Origin of the sequence: Magnetospirillum sulfuroxidans (assembly GCF_018224925.1) — a bacterium.
Lineage (GTDB): Bacteria > Pseudomonadota > Alphaproteobacteria > Rhodospirillales > Magnetospirillaceae > Magnetospirillum > Magnetospirillum sulfuroxidans.
The window spans coordinates 1-17,360 of sequence record NZ_JAGTUF010000006.1 but is presented as its reverse complement, the minus strand read 5'-3'; the positions used below and the strand labels follow the sequence as shown (position 1 = coordinate 17,360).

Annotated in this window: 14 protein-coding genes; 7 read left to right on the top strand and 7 right to left on the bottom strand. The window is 64.1% G+C overall.

The window, feature by feature from the left end:
- Positions 1–2: 2 nt before the first annotated feature.
- Genes KEC16_RS08465 through KEC16_RS08450 form a run of 4 tightly spaced genes read right to left on the bottom strand, consistent with a single transcriptional unit; the run spans position 3 to position 5,896 of the window.
- The gene (locus KEC16_RS08465; protein WP_211547812.1) at positions 3–1,811 is read right to left on the bottom strand and encodes an ABC-F family ATP-binding cassette domain-containing protein; all 1,809 of its coding nucleotides are present in this window, start codon (positions 1,809–1,811) and stop codon (positions 3–5) included.
- Between the two features lie 42 nt (positions 1,812–1,853).
- Complete coding sequence (locus tag KEC16_RS08460) at positions 1,854–3,656, bottom strand: aminopeptidase P family protein (RefSeq protein ID WP_249208988.1); 1,803 nt, start codon at positions 3,654–3,656, stop codon at positions 1,854–1,856.
- Positions 3,653–4,153: a prolyl-tRNA synthetase associated domain-containing protein gene (locus tag KEC16_RS08455; protein ID WP_346344054.1), complete on the bottom strand. Its 501-nt coding sequence runs from the start codon at positions 4,151–4,153 to the stop codon at positions 3,653–3,655. The genes KEC16_RS08460 and KEC16_RS08455 overlap by 4 nt, the downstream gene beginning before the upstream one ends.
- 48 nt (positions 4,154–4,201) lie before the next feature.
- Entirely contained in the window at positions 4,202–5,896 is a 1,695-nt protein-coding gene (locus KEC16_RS08450; RefSeq protein WP_249208987.1) for a methyl-accepting chemotaxis protein, read from the bottom strand.
- A 191-nt stretch (positions 5,897–6,087) separates the two neighbouring features.
- Here KEC16_RS08450 and KEC16_RS08445 point away from each other — a divergent pair, with 191 nt between their 5' ends.
- Positions 6,088–9,654 (top strand): hydantoinase B/oxoprolinase family protein, encoded by a 3,567-nt coding sequence (locus tag KEC16_RS08445; RefSeq protein WP_211547810.1) that lies wholly within the window; start codon positions 6,088–6,090, stop codon positions 9,652–9,654.
- On the opposite strand, the gene KEC16_RS08440 is transcribed toward KEC16_RS08445, so the two are convergent.
- Positions 9,641–10,513 carry a tetratricopeptide repeat protein gene (locus tag KEC16_RS08440; protein WP_211547808.1) on the bottom strand — a complete coding sequence of 291 codons (873 nt, stop codon included), beginning with the start codon at positions 10,511–10,513 and terminating at the stop codon, positions 9,641–9,643. The genes KEC16_RS08445 and KEC16_RS08440 overlap by 14 nt on opposite strands.
- A 125-nt stretch (positions 10,514–10,638) precedes the next feature.
- Between KEC16_RS08440 and KEC16_RS08435 the strand changes: the two genes are divergently transcribed.
- From KEC16_RS08435 to KEC16_RS08420, 4 genes are read left to right on the top strand one after another with little or no spacing between them, the layout of a single operon-like run.
- Positions 10,639–11,139 (top strand): pentapeptide repeat-containing protein, encoded by a 501-nt coding sequence (locus KEC16_RS08435; RefSeq protein WP_211547807.1) that lies wholly within the window; start codon positions 10,639–10,641, stop codon positions 11,137–11,139.
- Positions 11,140–11,149: 10 nt separating this feature from the next.
- Positions 11,150–12,217, top strand: a complete 1,068-nt coding sequence (locus KEC16_RS08430) for a GGDEF domain-containing protein (RefSeq protein ID WP_249208986.1) — start codon at positions 11,150–11,152, stop codon at positions 12,215–12,217.
- Between the two features lie 5 nt (positions 12,218–12,222).
- The gene (locus tag KEC16_RS08425) at positions 12,223–14,016 is read left to right on the top strand and encodes a chloride channel protein (protein ID WP_211547805.1); all 1,794 of its coding nucleotides are present in this window, start codon (positions 12,223–12,225) and stop codon (positions 14,014–14,016) included.
- On the top strand, positions 14,013–14,537 hold the full coding sequence (locus tag KEC16_RS08420; protein WP_211547803.1) for a 3'-5' exonuclease: 525 nt from the start codon (positions 14,013–14,015) through the stop codon (positions 14,535–14,537). The genes KEC16_RS08425 and KEC16_RS08420 overlap by 4 nt, the downstream gene beginning before the upstream one ends.
- Here the strand turns inward: KEC16_RS08420 and KEC16_RS08415 are convergent.
- The gene (locus KEC16_RS08415; protein ID WP_211547801.1) at positions 14,501–15,034 is read right to left on the bottom strand and encodes an HPP family protein; all 534 of its coding nucleotides are present in this window, start codon (positions 15,032–15,034) and stop codon (positions 14,501–14,503) included. The two genes, KEC16_RS08420 and KEC16_RS08415, sit on opposite strands and share 37 nt — an antisense overlap.
- 110 nt (positions 15,035–15,144) lie before the next feature.
- Here KEC16_RS08415 and KEC16_RS08410 point away from each other — a divergent pair, with 110 nt between their 5' ends.
- Entirely contained in the window at positions 15,145–15,711 is a 567-nt protein-coding gene (locus KEC16_RS08410) for a TetR/AcrR family transcriptional regulator (protein WP_211547799.1), read from the top strand.
- 8 nt (positions 15,712–15,719) lie between these two features.
- On the opposite strand, the gene KEC16_RS08405 is transcribed toward KEC16_RS08410, so the two are convergent.
- A complete protein-coding gene (locus KEC16_RS08405; RefSeq protein WP_211547797.1) occupies positions 15,720–16,949 on the bottom strand; it encodes an SLC13 family permease in 1,230 nt (409 codons plus the stop codon).
- A 130-nt stretch (positions 16,950–17,079) separates the two neighbouring features.
- Between KEC16_RS08405 and KEC16_RS08400 the strand changes: the two genes are divergently transcribed.
- Positions 17,080–17,283, top strand: a complete 204-nt coding sequence (locus KEC16_RS08400; RefSeq protein ID WP_211547795.1) for a hypothetical protein — start codon at positions 17,080–17,082, stop codon at positions 17,281–17,283.
- The last annotated feature ends 77 nt before the right edge of the window (positions 17,284–17,360 follow it).

Sequence of the window (17,360 nt, the reverse complement as noted above, 5' to 3'; positions counted from 1 at the left end):
GATTATCCGGCCAATTCTTCGCGCAAGGTTTCCAACTCCAGCCAGCGTTCTTCCGCCCGTTCCAGTTCAGCCCGGGCGGCATCGCCCCGTTGCACCAGTTTGTCGAACCGGGCCGGGTCACGCGCATACAGATTGGCATCCGCCAGATCGCTTTCAAGCCGGGCGATCTCGGCGTGCAGCTTCTCCAGCTTGGCCGGCAATTCGTCCAGTTCGCGCTGGTTCTTGTATGACAGCTTGCCGGGGGATTTCGCCTTGGCCGCCGCCTCGGCCTTGACCGCCGCCTTGGCTTCCGGCGCGGCCTTGACCTGGGGGCGTTGGGCCAGATAATCGGAATAGCCGCCGACATATTCCTTGATGTCGCCATCGCCTTCGACGGCGATGATGCTGGTCACCAGCCGGTCCAGGAAATCGCGGTCATGGCTGACCACCAACAGCGTGCCCTGATAATCGGCCAACATTTCTTCCAGCAAATCCAGGGTATCCATGTCCAGATCGTTGGTCGGTTCGTCCAAAATCAGCAGGTTCGAGGATTTGGCCAACAGCTTGGCCAGCAGCAGACGGTTCCGCTCGCCGCCGGACAACGCCCGCACCGGGGTGCGGGCCTGATTGTCGGAAAACAGGAAGTCGCGCATATAGCCAACCACATGGCGCGGCGTGCCGCGCACCCAGACATTGTCGCCGCGCCCATCGGTCAGGGTGTCCCAGACGCTGATATCGGGATTCAAGCGATCGCGGCGCTGATCGAAATAAGCCGGTTCCAGATTGGTGCCCAGCTTGACCTCGCCGCCATCGGGATCCAGGTCGCCGGTCAGCATGCGCAACAGCGTGGTCTTGCCGGCGCCGTTGGGGCCGATCAGGCCGACACGGTCGCCGCGCATGATGCGGGTGGAAAAACCGTCGGCGACCACCTTGCCATCGAATTTTTTCACCACGGCGGTGGCTTCGATGACCAAGCGGCCGGAAACCTCGCCGGCATCGGCTTCCATCGCCACCCGGCGGTCATTGTCCATCTTTGACGACAACCGGACCGAACGCTCCTTGCGCAGCCCCTGCAACGCCCGCAAGCGGCCCATGTTGCGCTTGCGCCGGGCGGTGACGCCGCGCGACAGCCAATGCAGTTCCTGGCGCAGATTGTTGTTCATGCGGTCCAGTTCGGCTTCTTCCGCCGCATAGGTTTCTTCCTGCCAGGCGGCGAAGCCGGCAAAGCCGAATTCAGCCCGGCGCACCACGCCGCGCTCCAGCCACAGGGTTTGCTTGGACACGCCTTCAAGAAAGCGGCGGTCATGGCTGATCATCACCAGGGCGCCCTGATAGGATTTCAGCCATTCCTCCAGCCACAAAATGGTTGGCAGATCCAGATGGTTGGTCGGTTCGTCCAGCAGCAAGGCGTCAGGCTCGCCGACCAGGGCACGGGCCAAAGCGGCGCGGCGGCCTTCGCCCCCGGACAGATTGGCGGGCGAGCGCGTGCCATCGACCCCCAACGCCTCCATCAACGCATCGACGCGCCAGGTCTGATCGCGCTCATCCTCGGGCAATCCCTCGGCGATGAAATCGGCCAAGGTCGCCGCCTCGATCAGCGGGTCTTGGTGCAAATAGCTGATGCGGGCACCGGGCTGCACGAAACGTTCGCCGGAATCAGCGGTGATTTCGCCGGCGAAGACTTTCAGCAAAGTGGATTTGCCCGAGCCGTTGCGACCGACCAGAACGGTCTTGTCGCCTTTGCCAACCCAGGTGGTGACCCCTTCGAACAGGGGGGTGCCGCCAAAGGTCAGGCGGACGTCGCGCAGCGACAGAAGCGGAGGTGAAGCCATACGCTTCACCTACACCTTGGCGCCCGCGCAAGCAAGATGGCTTTAAAGCGACGCCGTCGCCCGGCACAGCCAAGTCCGGGTGTCGTCGTCCACCAAGGGGCCGATTTCGTCGCGGATCCGGCCGTGATAGCAATCGATCCAAGCCCGTTCCCCCGCATCCAGCAGATCCACCACGATCAGCCGGCGATCAATGGGCACCAGGGTCAGGGTCTCGAAGCCCAGTAACGGCCGTTCGCCGCCGGCCGGAAGCGGTCGTTCCTCCACCGCCACCAGGGCCTCGATGCGAATGCCGTAAGCCCCGGCCTTGTAATAGCCGGGCTCGTTCGACACCACCATGCCGACCCGCAGCGGCACCGCCCCGGCGCCGACCTTGGAAATGCGTTGCGGGCCTTCATGCACCGACAGATACGAGCCGACGCCGTGGCCGGTGCCATGGTCGTAATCCAGCCCCCGCGCCCACAACGCCCGCCGCGCCAACATATCAAGCTGGCTGCCGGTGGTGCCTTGGGGGAACAGGGCGGTGGCGATGGCGATATGGCCTTTCAGCACCAGGGTGAAGCGCTCGCATTCCTCGGCGCCGGCGCCGCCGACGGCCATGGTCCGGGTGACATCGGTGGTGCCGTCCAGATATTGCGCGCCGGAATCCAGCAGGAATAACTGGCCGGGCAGCAGCTTGCGGTTGGTCGCCGGCGAAGAACGGTAATGCACGATGGCGCCGTTCGGCCCCGCCCCGGCGATGGTGGGAAAGGACAGGCCGCGAAAATGCTCGCCCTCGGCCCGGAACTGGTACAAGCGCTCGGCGGCAGCGGCTTCGTCCACGTCGTCCTCGGCCTCCAGCCATGCGAGAAAGCGAATCATGGCGACAGCGTCGCGCACATGCGCGGCACGGGCGCCGGCCAATTCCACCGGATTCTTGCACGCTTTCGGCAGCGCGCAGGGATCGCCAGCCATGTCGACGGTGATGTCCTTATCCCGCAGAACCTGGACCACCGCCATCGGCGCCGTGCTTTTATCCACCCGGATCCGCCCGCGCAACGCCGCCAGCCGGGTGGTGAAGTGGGCCGGCGGAAACAGGCGCACCCCGTCCCCCAGATGATCGACCAAGGCCGGATTGATCTTGGCCGGGTCCATGAACAGCTCGACGCCGCCATCGCCATGAAGGATGGCGAACGACAGGGGCAGCGGGACATAGGCGACGTCGTCGCCGCGAATATTGAGCAGCCAGGCGATCGACGCCGGATCGGTGAGCACCGCGCCATCCAGATGATCAGCCTGCAAACTGTCGGACAGGGCCAGCCGTTTTTCCGTCGCGCTCCGCCCGGCGAAACGCAAGGGATGGGCGACAACCGGCCGGCACGGCGGCGGCGGCCGGTCATGCCACACCGCATCCAGCGGATTGTCGGCGCACGCCACCAGTTCGGCCCCCGCCCGTTCACAGACCTGGCGCAAGGTTTCGGCCTGTTCGGCGGTGTGCAGCCAAGGATCAAAGCCCAAGCGGTCGCCGGCGGTCAGGGCCTGGCCCAGCCAGCGCTGTACCGGCTGCTCGACCATGTGGCGAATTTCGAAACGCGCCGCATCGACTTCTTGCGTCACTTGCAGCGTATAGCGGCCGTCGATGAAAATGGCGGCGCGGCCATGCAGCACCACCGCCATGCCGGCAGAGCCGGTGAAGCCGGTCAGCCAAGCCAGACGCTGGGCCGATGCCGGGACATATTCGCCCTGATGTTCGTCGGCGCGCGGCACGATGAAGCCGGTCAAGCCGCGCGCGGCCAGTTCCTTGCGCAGATCCCCGATCCGCTCTGGCCCCGCCGGCCCTGAAATCATCTGTTCATCCGCCGGCTTCATACCTGCTCCTGCACGGCCACCACATCCGCCACATGGCCCGTATGGGCCAAGAACCGACGAAAGCCGTCGGCGGTGATGGTTGTCGTCATATGGTTACGCAAGGGGTGATAATTCAAAAGCGGCTGCGCCATCATCCAGGCATCCAGAACCGGAGTAACCCGCTTTTCGCCATCGTTGATCAGGGCGAAGGGCGTCACCGAACCCGGCTCCACCCCCAACACCTCGGCCAGCATTTCCGCCGAGGCAAAGGACAGCCGGGCGGCGCCAATACGAGCGGGCAGGCGCTTGAGGTCGATACGGACATGGGCCGGGGCGACCACCAGCCACAATTTGCCCTTCCCATCCTTCAGGAATAGATTTTTGCAGTGAATGCCGGGAATGTCGGCCCAGACGGCATTGCCTTGCGCGACGGTATAGGCCGGCGGATGGTGGTGGGTGGTCACCGCGATATCCAGGCGGTCGAAACAGGCGAATAAGTCCTCGGGGGTGGCTGGCAAAGCGGGCAGGTCCCTTGCTGAAATCCTGCCCAGACTTTTACCACGCCATCACGCCGCCCGCACCTCTGACAAGAAGCGATCCACCGCCGTCGACAATTGCCCGGCTTCTGCCGACAGGTTTTGCGCCTGATCCAACAGATTACCGGCCGAACGCCCGGTTTCATCGGCCACCTGCCGCACCCCGGTCACATTATCGGACACATTTTGGGTGCCCTGGGCCGCTTGCTGGGTATTGCGTGAGATTTCCTGGGTCGCCGCCCCTTGTTCCTCGATGGCGGCGGCGATCGAGCCTGAAATCTCGTTGATTTCGGCAATGACATGGCTGATTTCGCCAATGGCCTTGACCGCGTCGCCAGTGGCGGCTTGCACCGCCTGAACCTGGGCGACGATCTCGTCGGTGGCCTTCGCCGTCTGATTGGCCAGGGATTTCACTTCGTTGGCGACCACGGCGAAGCCCTTGCCGGCGTCACCGGCCCGTGCCGCCTCGATGGTGGCGTTAAGCGCCAACAAATTGGTCTGGCTGGCGATGGTGTTGATCATGCCGACCACCTGACCGATACGGCCGGCGGCTTCGGCCAAGCCGCGAACGGTGTCATTGGTCCGCTCGGCCGCCTCCACGGCGTTTTGAGCGATCGAGGCCGAGCGATGCACCTGACACGAGATTTCCTGAATCGAAGCCGACAATTCCTCGGTCGCCACCGCCACCGTCTGCACATTCGCCGTCGCCTGTTCGGCGGCAACCGCCACCGCTTGCGACTTGCCGGCGGTATCGTCGGCATTGTCGCTCATGGCTTGGGCGGTGCCTTTCAGCGCCTGGGCCGATTGACCGACCATGCTGACCACATGCTTGACCGAAGCTTCGAAATCACCCGCCATCTTCAGGCGCAGGGCCCGGCGCTCGGCCTCGACCTGCTGTTCCGCCTCGGCCCGTTCCTCTTGCATGCGGCGCATGGCGACGGCGTTATCCTTGAACACGGCGATGGATTGCGCCATGGCGCCGATTTCCGCCCCTTTATCGAGGTCGGGAACGGCGATATCCAGCCGACCATGGGACAGTTCATTCATGGTCACGGTCAGGCGCTTGAGCGGATTGCTGATCGAGCGGGCGATGACCACCACCGCCAAGGTCAGCAGCACGATGCCCAAGGCGGTCTGCAATCCGCGGGTGATCGCCCGTTCGCGCACCGCCACGGCGACGTCATCCACATAGACGCCCGATCCCAAAAGCCAGTTCCAGCCCGGCACGCCCTTGACATAGGACACCTTGGGCACGGGCTGGTCCGAACCGGGCTTCGGCCACATGTATTCGACCACGCCTTCGCCCTTGGCCCGGACCACATCGACCATCTCTTTAAAGAACAATTTGCCGGTCGGGTCCTTAAGACCGAATAATTCCTGGCCTTCCAGCTTGGGATTGGTCGGGTGCATGACCATCAGGCCATCCAACGAGTTGATCCACACATATTCGGTGCCGTCATAACGCATGGCCTTGATGGCGCCGATGGCCGAAGCTTGCGCCTGTTCGCGCGTCATCTCGCCCTTTTCCGCCAAGGCGGTAAAGTGGCCGACAGTGCCCGAGGCGGCCTCGATGACGTTGCGCACCTTGGCCTGACGGGCCTGCATGGTGTCAGTGGACAATTGGGTGATCTCGGTGACAAAGGCGATGGCGAAACCAGCAACTGTCAAGCCGACGATAACCCACAACCGAACGGCGATCGCCATGGAATGGAGTAATTTCATCATCTCGGCCCCCTCAAAGGACATACCTTAGTTCTATTAAGAGCAACCATACTCTTTGTGCAAATTTTTGCCACATCACCAAGGGATACCCGGACTACACGTTGGGCGAACGACTTGCGACCAATGGCGCAAGTCGCCTTTCCCAAGGGTTGAAGCTGGAGTAGCATCTCCCCTCTTAGGCCTAAGGAGCACCCATGGGCGGATGGCAATTTTGGATTGATCGCGGTGGCACCTTCACCGACATCGTCGCCCGTGATCCCGATGGGACGCTCGCGACGCTGAAATTGTTGTCGGAAGATCCCGAACATTACGCCGACGCCGCCATCGCCGGCATCCGTCGATGCTTGGGCTTGAAAGCCGGCGAGGCCATCCCGCCGGAACGGGTGGCGGCGGTAAAGATGGGCACCACGGTGGCCACCAACGCACTTTTGGAACGCCGGGGCGAACCCTGTGTCCTGGTCACCACCGCCGGCTTCGCCGATGCCTTGCGCATCGGTCAGCAAAACCGCCCCGATCTGTTCGCCCGCGCCATTCAGCTGCCGGAAATGCTGTATTCCCACGTCATCGAAGTGACCGAGCGCATCGGCCCGCGCGGCGCCGTGATTGAAGGGCTGGATCTGGACGGCGCCCAGGCCGCTCTTGCCGCCGCCCACGCCGCCGGATATCGCGCTGTCGCCATCGTTTTGATGCACGGCTATCGCTTCCCCGAACATGAACGCCATTTGGGCCGGCTGGCCCGCGACCTGGGTTTTCCCCAGATCAGCCTGTCACACGAAGCCAGTCCGCTGATGAAGCTGATCGGGCGCGGAGACACCACCGTGGTCGATGCCTATTTGTCCCCCATCCTGCGCCGCTATGTCGAACAGGTGGCGGCCGAATTGGGCGGGTCGAAGCTGATGTTCATGCAAAGCTCCGGCGGGTTGACCGACGCCCGCCGCTTCCAGGGCAAGGACGCCATTTTGTCGGGGCCGGCCGGCGGCGTGGTCGGCGGCGTCGCCACCAGCGCCCAGGCCGGATTTTCCCGTCTGATCGGTTTCGACATGGGCGGCACCTCCACCGATGTCTGGCATTATGACGGCAGCTTCGAACGCAGCTTCGACACCATGGTCGCCGGCATCCGCCTGCGCGCCCCGATCATGGATATCCATACCGTGGCGGCCGGCGGCGGCTCGATCCTGACCTATGACGGCGCCCGCTTCCGCGTCGGCCCGCATTCGGCCGGGGCCAATCCCGGCCCGGCCTGCTATCGGCGCGGCGGCCCGCTGACGGTGACCGATTGCAATGTCGTGCTCGGCAAAATTCACCCCGCTTTCTTTCCCCATGTCTTCGGCCCCACCGCCGACCAGCCCCTGAACCTCCAAGCCGCCCAGGATGGTTTCGCCGCCTTGGCGGCGCAAACCGGGCGCAGCCCCGAACAGGTGGCCGAGGGCTTTTTGGCCATCGCCGTGCTCAACATGGCCAACGCCATCAAGCATGTCAGCGTGGCCCGCGGCCACGATGTCGGTCGTCATGCCTTGGCCTGCTTCGGCGGCGCCGGCGGTCAGCATGCCTGTCTGGTCGCCGATTCCTTGGCCATGGACAGCATCATCTTGCACCCGCTGGCCGGCGTGCTGTCGGCCTATGGCATGGGGCTCGCCGATCTGCGGGTGCTGAAGGAACGCACCGTCGAGATGGTTCTGGACGCCGCCGCCATGCCGGCGGTCAACCGCGCCATGGCTGATATCGAAGCCATTGCCCGTTGCGAGTTGGAACGCCAAGGAATCGAGCGCCTGGACATGAGCGCCACCCGCACCGTCAAACTGAAGTACCACGGTTCGGATACCGCCTTGGACATCGCCTTTGGCGATCAGGCGACATTGGCGGCCGCCTTTACCGATGCCCACCGCGCCCGCTTCGGCTTTATCTTGCCCAACCGCCCGCTGGTGGCCGAATCGGTGGCCGTCGAAGTGGCTGGCGGCGGTCAAGCCGTCACCATGCCCGATTTGCCCGCCGCCACCGCCGCCGCCGCCGCGACGGAGCAGACCCGGATGTTCTGCCAGGGCCAATGGCGCCAGACCCACGTCTTCGAACGCGCGCATCTGCGCCCCGGCCATCGGATCGATGGTCCGGCCATCATCGTCGAAGCCACCGCGACCACCGTCATCGAGCCGGGCTGGCGCGGTGAAATCGTGCCGCAAGGCCATCTGTTGTTGCGCCGCATCGCCCCACGTCCGCAATCCTTTGCCGCCGGCACCCAAGCCGACCCGGTTTTGCTGGAAATCTTCAACAATCTGTTCATGAGCGTGGCCGAACAGATGGGGGCGGTGCTGGCCAACACCGCTCATTCCGTCAACATCAAGGAACGCCTGGATTTTTCCTGCGCCATCTTCGATAGCCAAGGCGGGCTGGTGGCCAATGCCCCGCATATTCCGGTGCATTTGGGCTCCATGGGCGAATCGGTGCGCACGATCATGCGTTCCCGCGCCGGCGCCTTGCGTCCCGGCGATTCCTTCGCCCTCAATTCCCCCTATAACGGCGGCACCCACCTGCCCGACGTCACCGTCATCACCCCGGTCTTCGTCGATGGGCGCCCGTTGTTTTATGTAGCGTCGCGCGGACATCACGCTGATATCGGCGGCATCACCCCCGGTTCCATGCCACCCAATTCCACCTCCATCGATCAGGAGGGCGTGCTGATCGATGATTTCGCCGTGGTCGAGGCCGGGCATTTCCGCCAGCACGCTTTGGAGGAATTGTTGCGGTCCGGCCCCTTCCCCGCTCGCAACATCGCCCAGAACATCGCCGACCTTCAGGCGCAATTGGCCGCCAACGAAAAAGGGGCGACGGAACTGATCCGGCTGTGCGAGCAATACGGCCGCGATACCGTCACCGCCTATATGGGGCACGTGCAAGACAATGCCGAGGAAGCGGTCCGCCGGGCCATCGCCAAACTGAAAAACGGCAGCTTTGCCGTGGAAATGGATGATGGCGCCGTGATCCGGGTGGCCATCGTCATCGACCCCGCCCACCGCCGCGCCCGCATCGATTTCACCGGCACCAGCGCCCAACGCCCCGGCAACGCCAACGCGCCGAAATCCATTACCGGGGCGGCGGTGCTCTATGTGTTCCGCTGCATCGTCGATGACGCCATTCCCCTGAACGAAGGCTGCCTGAAACCGCTGGAGATCATCATCCCCGAAGGCTCGATGCTGGCCCCGACCGCGCCGGCGGCGGTGGTCGCCGGCAACGTGGAAACCAGTCAGGCGGTGGTCGATTGTCTGATGGCGGCCTTGGGGGTGATGGCCGCCAGCCAGGGAACCATGAATAACCTGACCTTTGGCGACGACAGCCGCCAATATTACGAAACCATCTGCGGCGGCGCCGGGGCCGGGCCGGGTTTTTCCGGGGCCAGCGCCGTGCAGACCCACATGACCAATTCACGCCTGACCGACCCGGAGGTTCTGGAATGGCGGTATCCGGTGCTGGTGGATGGCTTCGCCATTCGCCGGGGCTCGGGCGGGGACGGCCAATGGCGCGGCGGCGACGGCGTCATCCGCCGGCTGAAATTCCAAGAACCGATGACCGCCGCCATTTTGTCCAACCGTCGCCGTGTCGCCCCCTTCGGTCTGGGCGGCGGCGGCGATGGGCAAAAGGGCGAGAACCGGGTGGAACGGGCCGACGGCCGCATCGAAATGCTGCCCGGCACCGCACAGGTCCAGGTCGAAGCCGGCGACACCTTGGTGGTGGAAACTCCGGGCGGCGGCGGCTTCACGCCACCGTGATGGCGGCGGCCTGATCGTGATCGCCCAGGCGGGTGAAGAGATCCTGGGCATGCTTGCGATGGGCCCGCGCCTTGGCCGGATCAGACATCGCCATGTCTTCGGCCAGTTCCAACCGGGTTTCCGCCTCGGCCTTCAAATGCCCCATGGCGGCGTAAAGGTGACGGGCCGCGTCCAATGCCTTGACCGCCCCTTCGTGGTCGCCCAACTGGCGCAGCAGATGGCCCAAACCACGACAGGCCGCCGCCTCGCCCAGAACATCGCCGGCCTGGGCGTAAAGATCGCGAGCTTCCTCGAAATTCTGATGCGCCTTGTCGCCATGCCCCAGCCGGCGGTGCAACGAAGCCAATCCCTTCAGCACATTGGCTTGACCCAAGGTGTCGCCGGCCCGCCGGTACAGTTCGAGGGCGTGGTGATAATGATCAAGGGCGACATCGTGGCGACCCTGATCGCGGGCCAAATGACCGCGCCGCTTGGCCACATGGGCCATGCCCGACAGATCGCCGGCGGCGGCGAACACCTCGTGCGCGGATAGAAAATATTGTTCGGCCTCGGTCAGTCGTCCGCGTTGCTGCCCCAACCGTCCCAAGCGCACCAGCATGCCGCCCTGGCCATGCTGATCGCCCAAGCGGGTGTACAGCATCCGCGCCTCGGCATAAGCGGTGGCCGCGTCGTCCCAATGGTCGTGCTCGGCCTCGAAATCGCCAAGCAGGGCCAGGGCATGGGCTTCCGCCATCGCGTCGGCGGACTGATGGAACAGCATGCGGGCGCGGCGGAAACCTTCTCGGGCTTGTTGCGCTTCCCCGGCCAGCCAATGAGCTTCGGCCTGAGCAAGAGCGGTATCGGCGGCAATCTCGGTCATGGTTGGAATTTCCTGGTCATGGGACCGTCACAACAGACTACGCTTCGGCGAGCCGCAGGTAAACCATGCGCCGACAAGCGGAAATAGTACTTCCGCCACAGGCGACAGGCGTCTAAAAAAGAGATATGCGACAAACCCTTCTTCTTTCCATCCTGACGGCCTTCCTTACCGTCTCCGCGATCGCCCAAGCGGCGGATTGCAACGCCCCGGCCGCGCCCAAGGTGGATTGGCAGCGCTGTTACGCCGATAGCCGCGATTTGTCCGGCCATGACCTGACCGGCGCCCGCCTGCGCGAGACCAGTTTTCAGCGCAGCATCTTGAAAGCGACCACACTGACCGGCGCCGACGCTTACCGCGCCCGCTTCGTCAGCGCGGAAATGAGCGGGGCGAACCTGGATGGCGGCATCTTTGTCGAAGCTGATTTCACCAAGGCCGACCTGAGCAACGCCTCGTTGAAACAGGCCGATCTGCGCCGCACCCGTTTCTTTCGCGCTCAGTTGCGCGGAGCCGACCTCACCGGCGCCCGGCTTCAAGGCGCCGATTTCTTGAACGCCGACCTGTCGGGGGCTCGTTGGACCGATGGTCAACGCCTGTGCGCCGAGGGATCCATCGGCCAATGCAATTAGGATCGCCGCCATGATCACCTTTACCGATCCGGTCGATATCGCCGCCCATTGCGCCCGCGCCGCCATGGGCATGATGGATCGCTATGGCGTCCCCGCCCATCCCAACAATTTCATTGTCTGGTACGCCTTCGTCGCCGACCGCGACCCCGAATTGACCAAGGCCATCAATGGCATCTTGCGCTCGGGGCAGAAATTCACCGACACCATTTGCGGCGAATTGCACGAACGCTTTTTCGGCATGTCGCAACACGAGGCCGAATTACGCGCCGTCGGCAAGCGAATCGAAGACGCGGTGGCTCGGGTGATGGAATATCTGTCCACCGCCAGCCAAGGCGCCATCCAATACGGCAATGCCCTGGAAAATTTCAGCGGCGAGCTGGATTGCCCGACCCCCGGCCCGGAATTGGGGGTGCTGGTCAAATCCATCTTGGATGAAACCAAGGTGATGATCGAGGTCAACCGCCAACTGGAAGAACGCCTGGAAACCAGCTCGGGCGAGATTGCCCGCCTGCGCGAGGATCTGGACCAGTTGAAGCGCGAGGCCACCACCGACGCCCTGACCGGATTGGCCAATCGCAAACTCTTCGACATCAGCTTGCGCGAATCGGCCCTGGAATCCGAGGAAGAACGCAAATTCCTGTCGCTGCTGATGATCGACATTGATTTCTTCAAGCAATTCAACGACAGCCACGGCCACATGCTGGGCGATCAGGTGTTGAAACTGGTCGCCCGCACCATCCAAGACTGCATCAAGGGCAAGGATACCGCCGCCCGCTATGGCGGCGAGGAATTCGCCATCATCTTGCCCGACACCCGTCTCAAGGACGGCGTCGCCGTGGCCGAGACGGTGCGCCGTCAGGTGGCCGGACGCAAGGTGTTGAACCGCCGCACCGGTCAGGTGCTGGGACAGGTGACGCTGTCGGTGGGGGTGGCCGAATATGAATTCGGCGAAACCCTGGGCGCCTTTGTCCACCGTGCCGACGAAGCGTTGTATCTGGCCAAGCGCCAGGGCCGCAACCACGTCTCCAGCCAAGACGACCTGACCACCACCAACGTCATCGAATTCGAGGATATCTAGGGCACATGCCCCGTCGGTTCCGCCCCAGCCTGCTGCTCAAGGCGTCCCGCCGGCTGTTGCGCAACGATCAGCTGGTGCTGGCCTTCATGGCCTTGTTCGCCGGGCTGACGGTGGGCTGCGCCGTCGTCGGCTTCCGCGAATTGATCGGCCTGCTTCAATGGCTGACCTGGGGCACGGCGTCGGAACGGCTTTATGATGCCGCCGCCCTTTTGCCGTGGTGGCAGATCTTGCTGATCCCCAGCTTGGGCGGCTTGGCCGTCGGCGCCCTGGCCCATTGGCTGTTGCCCGGCGGCCGGCCGCAAGGAGTCGCCAACGTCATGGAAGCCGCCGCCCTGCATGGCGGCCATATGCCGTTAAAGCCCGGTTTGGCGGCGGCCTTGACCTCGGCTCTCTCCATTGGCGTCGGCGCCTCGGTCGGACGGGAAGGACCGGCCGTGCATCTGGGCGGCTCCATCGCCAGTTGGATCGCCGCGCGCCTGCGTCTGGGCCGCAACCTGTCGCGCTCATTGCTCGGCTGTGGCGTCGCCGCCGCCGTCGCGGCGTCGTTCAATGCCCCCATTGCCGGCGCCTTGTTCGCGCACGAGGTCGTGGTCGGTCATTACGCCCTGTCGGCCTTCGCCCCGGTGGTGATCGCCTCGGTCACCGCGACCATGGTGTCGCGGGGCTGGTTCGGCAATTATCCCGCCTTTTCCATCCCCGCTATGCATCTGGGCACCTGGGCCGAATTCCCCGCCTTCGCCGGCCTGGGCATCGCCTGCGCCCTGACCGCCGTCGTGTTCATGCATCTGGTCCGCCTGAGCGAAAGCCAGATGTCCCGCCTGCCTGGCCCCGCCTTTCTGCGCCCCGCCGTCGGCGGCTTCGCCGTCGGGGTGATCGCCCTGGCCTTTCCCCAGGTCTTGGGCGTCGGCTACGACATCACCGATGACAGCCTGAAAGCGTTGATCGGTCCGGGCCTGTTGGCGGCGCTGTTGCTGGCCAAACTGGCGGCCACCGCCATTTCCCTGGGGTCTGGATTGGCCGGCGGCGTCTTTGGCCCGGCCTTGGTCCTTGGCGCCATGCTGGGCGGATTGTTCGGCTTCGCCATCGGCGACCTGTCCCCCACCCTCGCCTCGGTCCCCGGCATCTATGCCCTGGTCGGCATGGGAGCCTTGGCCTCGGCGGTGCTGGGAGCGCCGATTTCCACCACCTTGATCGTGTTTGAACTGACCGGAGATTATCAAGTCACCGTCGCCGTCATGCTGGCCAGCGTCGTCGCCAATGTGCTGTTAAGCCAGATCACCGGGCGCGGATCGTTCTTTCACTGGCAATTGTCGCGGCGCGGCATCGATCTGGAAGCCGGCGCCGAAAGCCGCATTCTGAAGAATTTGAAAGTCGCCGATGTGGTCAAGCGCGACGCCGTCACCGTGCCGCGGCAAGCCCGGCTGGGCCATGTCCGCCAGTTGTTGCAGGCCCGGCCCGAAGGCGAGGTGTTCGTCTTGTGCGACGGCGGCATCCTGATCGGCAGCATCACCTTGGCCGATCTGGCCGAAACCGCCTTTGATTCGGACCTGGACGATCTGCTCAATGCCCAAGACGTCGCCCGTCTGCATCCCCCGGTCCTTAGCCTGGAGGATGACATCGGCACCGCCATCGACACCATGCAGCGGCTCCACGAAGCCCACATGGCGGTGGTGAGCCATGACGACACCGAAATATTCGCGGGCTGGATTCATCTGAGTGACGCCTTGAACGCCTATAACAGCGCCCTGGTCACCACCCGGGCCGAAGAAACCGGAAGAAAGACCTCTCAGCCCCGATGACCGATTTCATCGCCCTTGATTTCGAAACGGCCGATAATGGCCGCGACAGCGCCTGTTCCCTGGCCCTGGCCCTGGTGCGAAACGGCAAGATCGCCGACACCTGGTACCGGCTGATTCGGCCGCCGCGCCAGACCATGCTGTTTACCCATATCCACGGCATCACCTGGGATCAGGTCAAGGACCAGCCCGATTTCGGCCATTTCTGGCCCGAAATCCGCGGCTTGATCAGCGAGGCGCCGTTCCTGGTCGCCCATAACGCCCCCTTCGATAAAGGGGTTCTGGCCGAATGCTGTCGGGCCTATGGCTATCCGGCGCCGTTAACGCCGTTCGTCTGTACCGTACGCGCCGCCCGAGAGGTGTGGAACCTGCGCCCGACCAAACTGCCCGACGTCTGCCGCTTTCTCGCCCAGCCGCTCAATCACCACGACGCCCTGTCCGACGCCGTCGCCTGTGCCGAGATTTTGCTGGCCGCCCGCCGCGATGGCTATGACCCGGCCCGCCAATTGGGCAGCCCCCAGTAAAGCGGATAGCGGCGGCCCGCCAATACGTTATTGCTGGCAAGGGCGACCGCGACCATGACCAATGTCCCGATCAGCACCGGACTGACCAAAAAGCCCCAATCCGCCCCCCCGAGCATGACCACCAGCGGATTGGCCCCGGCCGGCGGATGCACTGTGCGGCTGACTTGCATGACGGCGATGGCGGTAGCCACGGCCATCGCCATCGACCACCAATGCGGCCCCGCCAGTTTCAGCGCCACCAGACCGATCACTGTCGATAGCAGATGGCCAAAGATGACGTTGCGCGGCTGGGCCAAGGGCGAATCGGGCAGGCCGAAAACAATCACGGCGGTGGCCCCGAACGGGGCCATCAGCCATGGTGTCGCGGTCCATTCGGTCAATCCACCCATAGCGGCAATGGCCAATAATCCGCCGAACCACGCCGCCAACACCTGTTTGAGCAGCGGCCGCGGCGGCAGAGTGCCGCCGCCTTTCAATCTTTGCAGCCCACGCATCATCCATCCTCCGGTTGCCACGCCCCTTTCTATACTGACCGGTCAGTTATTGTCAATCCACACCACCGCGCCTATGATCGCAACATCATCCTCTCGTTGGACCGGAGAGTTTCTTGGCCCCGCCATCGCGCCGTGACGACCTTGTTAAAGCCGCCCTTCGCCTCTTTCTGCGCGACGGCTTTCACGCCACCGGCATCGCCGCCATCCTGGCCGAGGCCGAAACCAGCAAGATGACGCTATACAGCCATTTCGCCTCGAAAGAAGCGTTGATCGCCGCCGCGCTGGCCCATCGCGACGCCTTGTTTCGACGCTGGCTCTTCGACCGCATGCGGGCCATCGGCGGCCCTGATCCCAAACAGCAATTGCTGGCCATGTTCGATGCTGTCGGCGAATGGATCGGCGGGGCGGCCCAACCGCTGGGGCCTGATTTCGTCGGCTGCGCCTTCGTCCGTGCCGCCGGCGAGTTCGTCGCCGCCGATCACCCCCTTCATCGGCAAGCCGCCGGTCATAAACAAGCCGTTCTCGACCATCTGGTTCTTTTGTGCGCCCAAGCCGGCTTGGCCATCGACACCGCCCGCCAACTGGCCTTGTTGAAGGAAGGCGCCATCGCCGAAGCCTTCGTCCGTGGCGACGCCGACGCCTGGAAAACCGCCCGCGTCATCGCCAGCCGCATTCTATAGACCGGGCTTCACCAATTCATCCAGCCGCCCAGCAACAGCCACGCCGCCGCCACCGCCAGCGAGGCCAAGGTCATGGGGATACCGGCCTTGGCGAAGTCAAGAAAGCCCAGACGCACGCCACTGGCGGCGGCGCGCTCGGCCACGATGATGTTGGCCAGTGATCCCACCAGCAACAGATTGCCGGCCAAGGTCGATAACAGCGCCAGCCCGTAAAGCGGCCCACTGCCTTCGATCGGCCACATGGACAAAATCAACATCACCGCCGGCACATTGCCGATCGTGTTGGAAGCCAGCGTCAGCATCGGCGCCATCACTCCGATCCGGTCCGGCAGCCATTGCCGTTCCGCCAGCCATTCCACCCCACTGGCCGCCCAATTGGTGGCGGCAAAGGCGTCGGTGACCACGAACAGACAGGCGAACAGCAGCAAAAGGTGCCAATCCACCGTGCCGATCATGTCGCGGCTGGCCAAGCGCCGCGACAGCAACAGCGGCGCCGCCACCGCCAACGCCCCCACTTCGCGCGGCAGGTCGGTGGCGAACAGGGCCAGCAAGGCGCCCACCGCCGCCACCCCCTTGGCGGTCTGCCAATAATCAAGGCGCGGCACCAGACCCTCCGCCGCCGGCACCGGCGGCACCGCCAGTTCCCGCCGCCAGAACAAGCGGACACACCAGAACACCAGCAGCATGGAAACCAGCGCCGGCACCCCACAGGCGGCGATGAATTGCCAGAAATCCAGGTCGCCCACCTGACCGATCAGAATATTTTGCGGGTTGCCGATGATGGTGATGGCGCTGCCGGCATTGGCCCCGCCCGCCAACCCCAGCAAGAACGGCCGCGGATCCATGCCACGCCCCTTGATCCCCTCGATCAACATGGGGGCCATGGCGAAAACCACGATGTCGTTGGCCAAGATCGCCGCCAACAGGCCGGCGGCCAGAATGGTCAGCAGCAACAGACGGTTGGCGCTGCCCGCCGACACCGCCACCTTGCCGGCGACGACACGGTAAAGACCGGCTTCTTGAAATTGGGCCGAGATCAGCATCAAGGCGAACAACAGCAACAATGTCGGCATGTCGATGGCGGCGCCGGCATCCCCAACCCCGACCCGGCCGGAAGCCAGCAGCGCCACGGCGCCAATCAACGCGATCCCGGTGCGGTCAAGCGTCAGGCCGGGCACCCGCCCCAGGGCCATGCCCAAATAGGTCAGGCCGAAAACGATGACGATCAGATTATCCATGAACACGTCCGTGTTTCGCCCCCGATGGCTTGCACGGTTATAGCATGCTCATACCTTCGGAACCTGAAAATAGACCGTGTTTTGTGGTATAAAGAGACATCCACACTCTGTGCGCAAAGGGACGTGACCCATGGACGTCACCGGTATGACCGAATTGTCCCTGGCCGGCTGGAAAGGCCATCTTGGTCAGGATTTGGGCATGCGCATGCTGCGCCATGCGGCACAGCAAGACGCTGCCGTCGTCCAATTGGTAACCGCCGCCGCCGAGGGCCAGCCGCCCGCCCAATCCCATGCCCAGAATGCTCTGGGCAAAATGGTCGATGTCAGCGTTTAACAGGCTGCGGAAAAACCCTTTCATCTGAGGCTGCATCGTGATTCGCTTCTCCTGCTGAGTTCGGAGGGGGGGGCGCG

Bases quoted from the DNA above. Each gene is read 5' to 3' on its own strand.
- KEC16_RS08440 (WP_211547808.1), bottom strand. From the start codon at position 10,513: ATGACCGAGATTGCCGCCGATACCGCTCTTGCTCAGGCCGAAGCTCAT.
- KEC16_RS08425 (WP_211547805.1), top strand. From the start codon at position 12,223: ATGCCCCGTCGGTTCCGCCCCAGCCTGCTGCTCAAGGCGTCCCGCCGG.
- KEC16_RS08465 (WP_211547812.1), bottom strand. From the start codon at position 1,811: ATGGCTTCACCTCCGCTTCTGTCGCTGCGCGACGTCCGCCTGACCTTT.
- KEC16_RS08430 (WP_249208986.1), top strand. From the start codon at position 11,150: ATGATCACCTTTACCGATCCGGTCGATATCGCCGCCCATTGCGCCCGC.
- KEC16_RS08445 (WP_211547810.1), top strand. From the start codon at position 6,088: ATGGGCGGATGGCAATTTTGGATTGATCGCGGTGGCACCTTCACCGAC.
- KEC16_RS08415 (WP_211547801.1), bottom strand. From the start codon at position 15,034: ATGATGCGTGGGCTGCAAAGATTGAAAGGCGGCGGCACTCTGCCGCCG.
- KEC16_RS08460 (WP_249208988.1), bottom strand. From the start codon at position 3,656: ATGAAGCCGGCGGATGAACAGATGATTTCAGGGCCGGCGGGGCCAGAG.
- KEC16_RS08400 (WP_211547795.1), top strand. From the start codon at position 17,080: ATGGACGTCACCGGTATGACCGAATTGTCCCTGGCCGGCTGGAAAGGC.
- KEC16_RS08435 (WP_211547807.1), top strand. From the start codon at position 10,639: ATGCGACAAACCCTTCTTCTTTCCATCCTGACGGCCTTCCTTACCGTC.
- KEC16_RS08420 (WP_211547803.1), top strand. From the start codon at position 14,013: ATGACCGATTTCATCGCCCTTGATTTCGAAACGGCCGATAATGGCCGC.
- KEC16_RS08450 (WP_249208987.1), bottom strand. From the start codon at position 5,896: ATGATGAAATTACTCCATTCCATGGCGATCGCCGTTCGGTTGTGGGTT.
- KEC16_RS08405 (WP_211547797.1), bottom strand. From the start codon at position 16,949: ATGGATAATCTGATCGTCATCGTTTTCGGCCTGACCTATTTGGGCATG.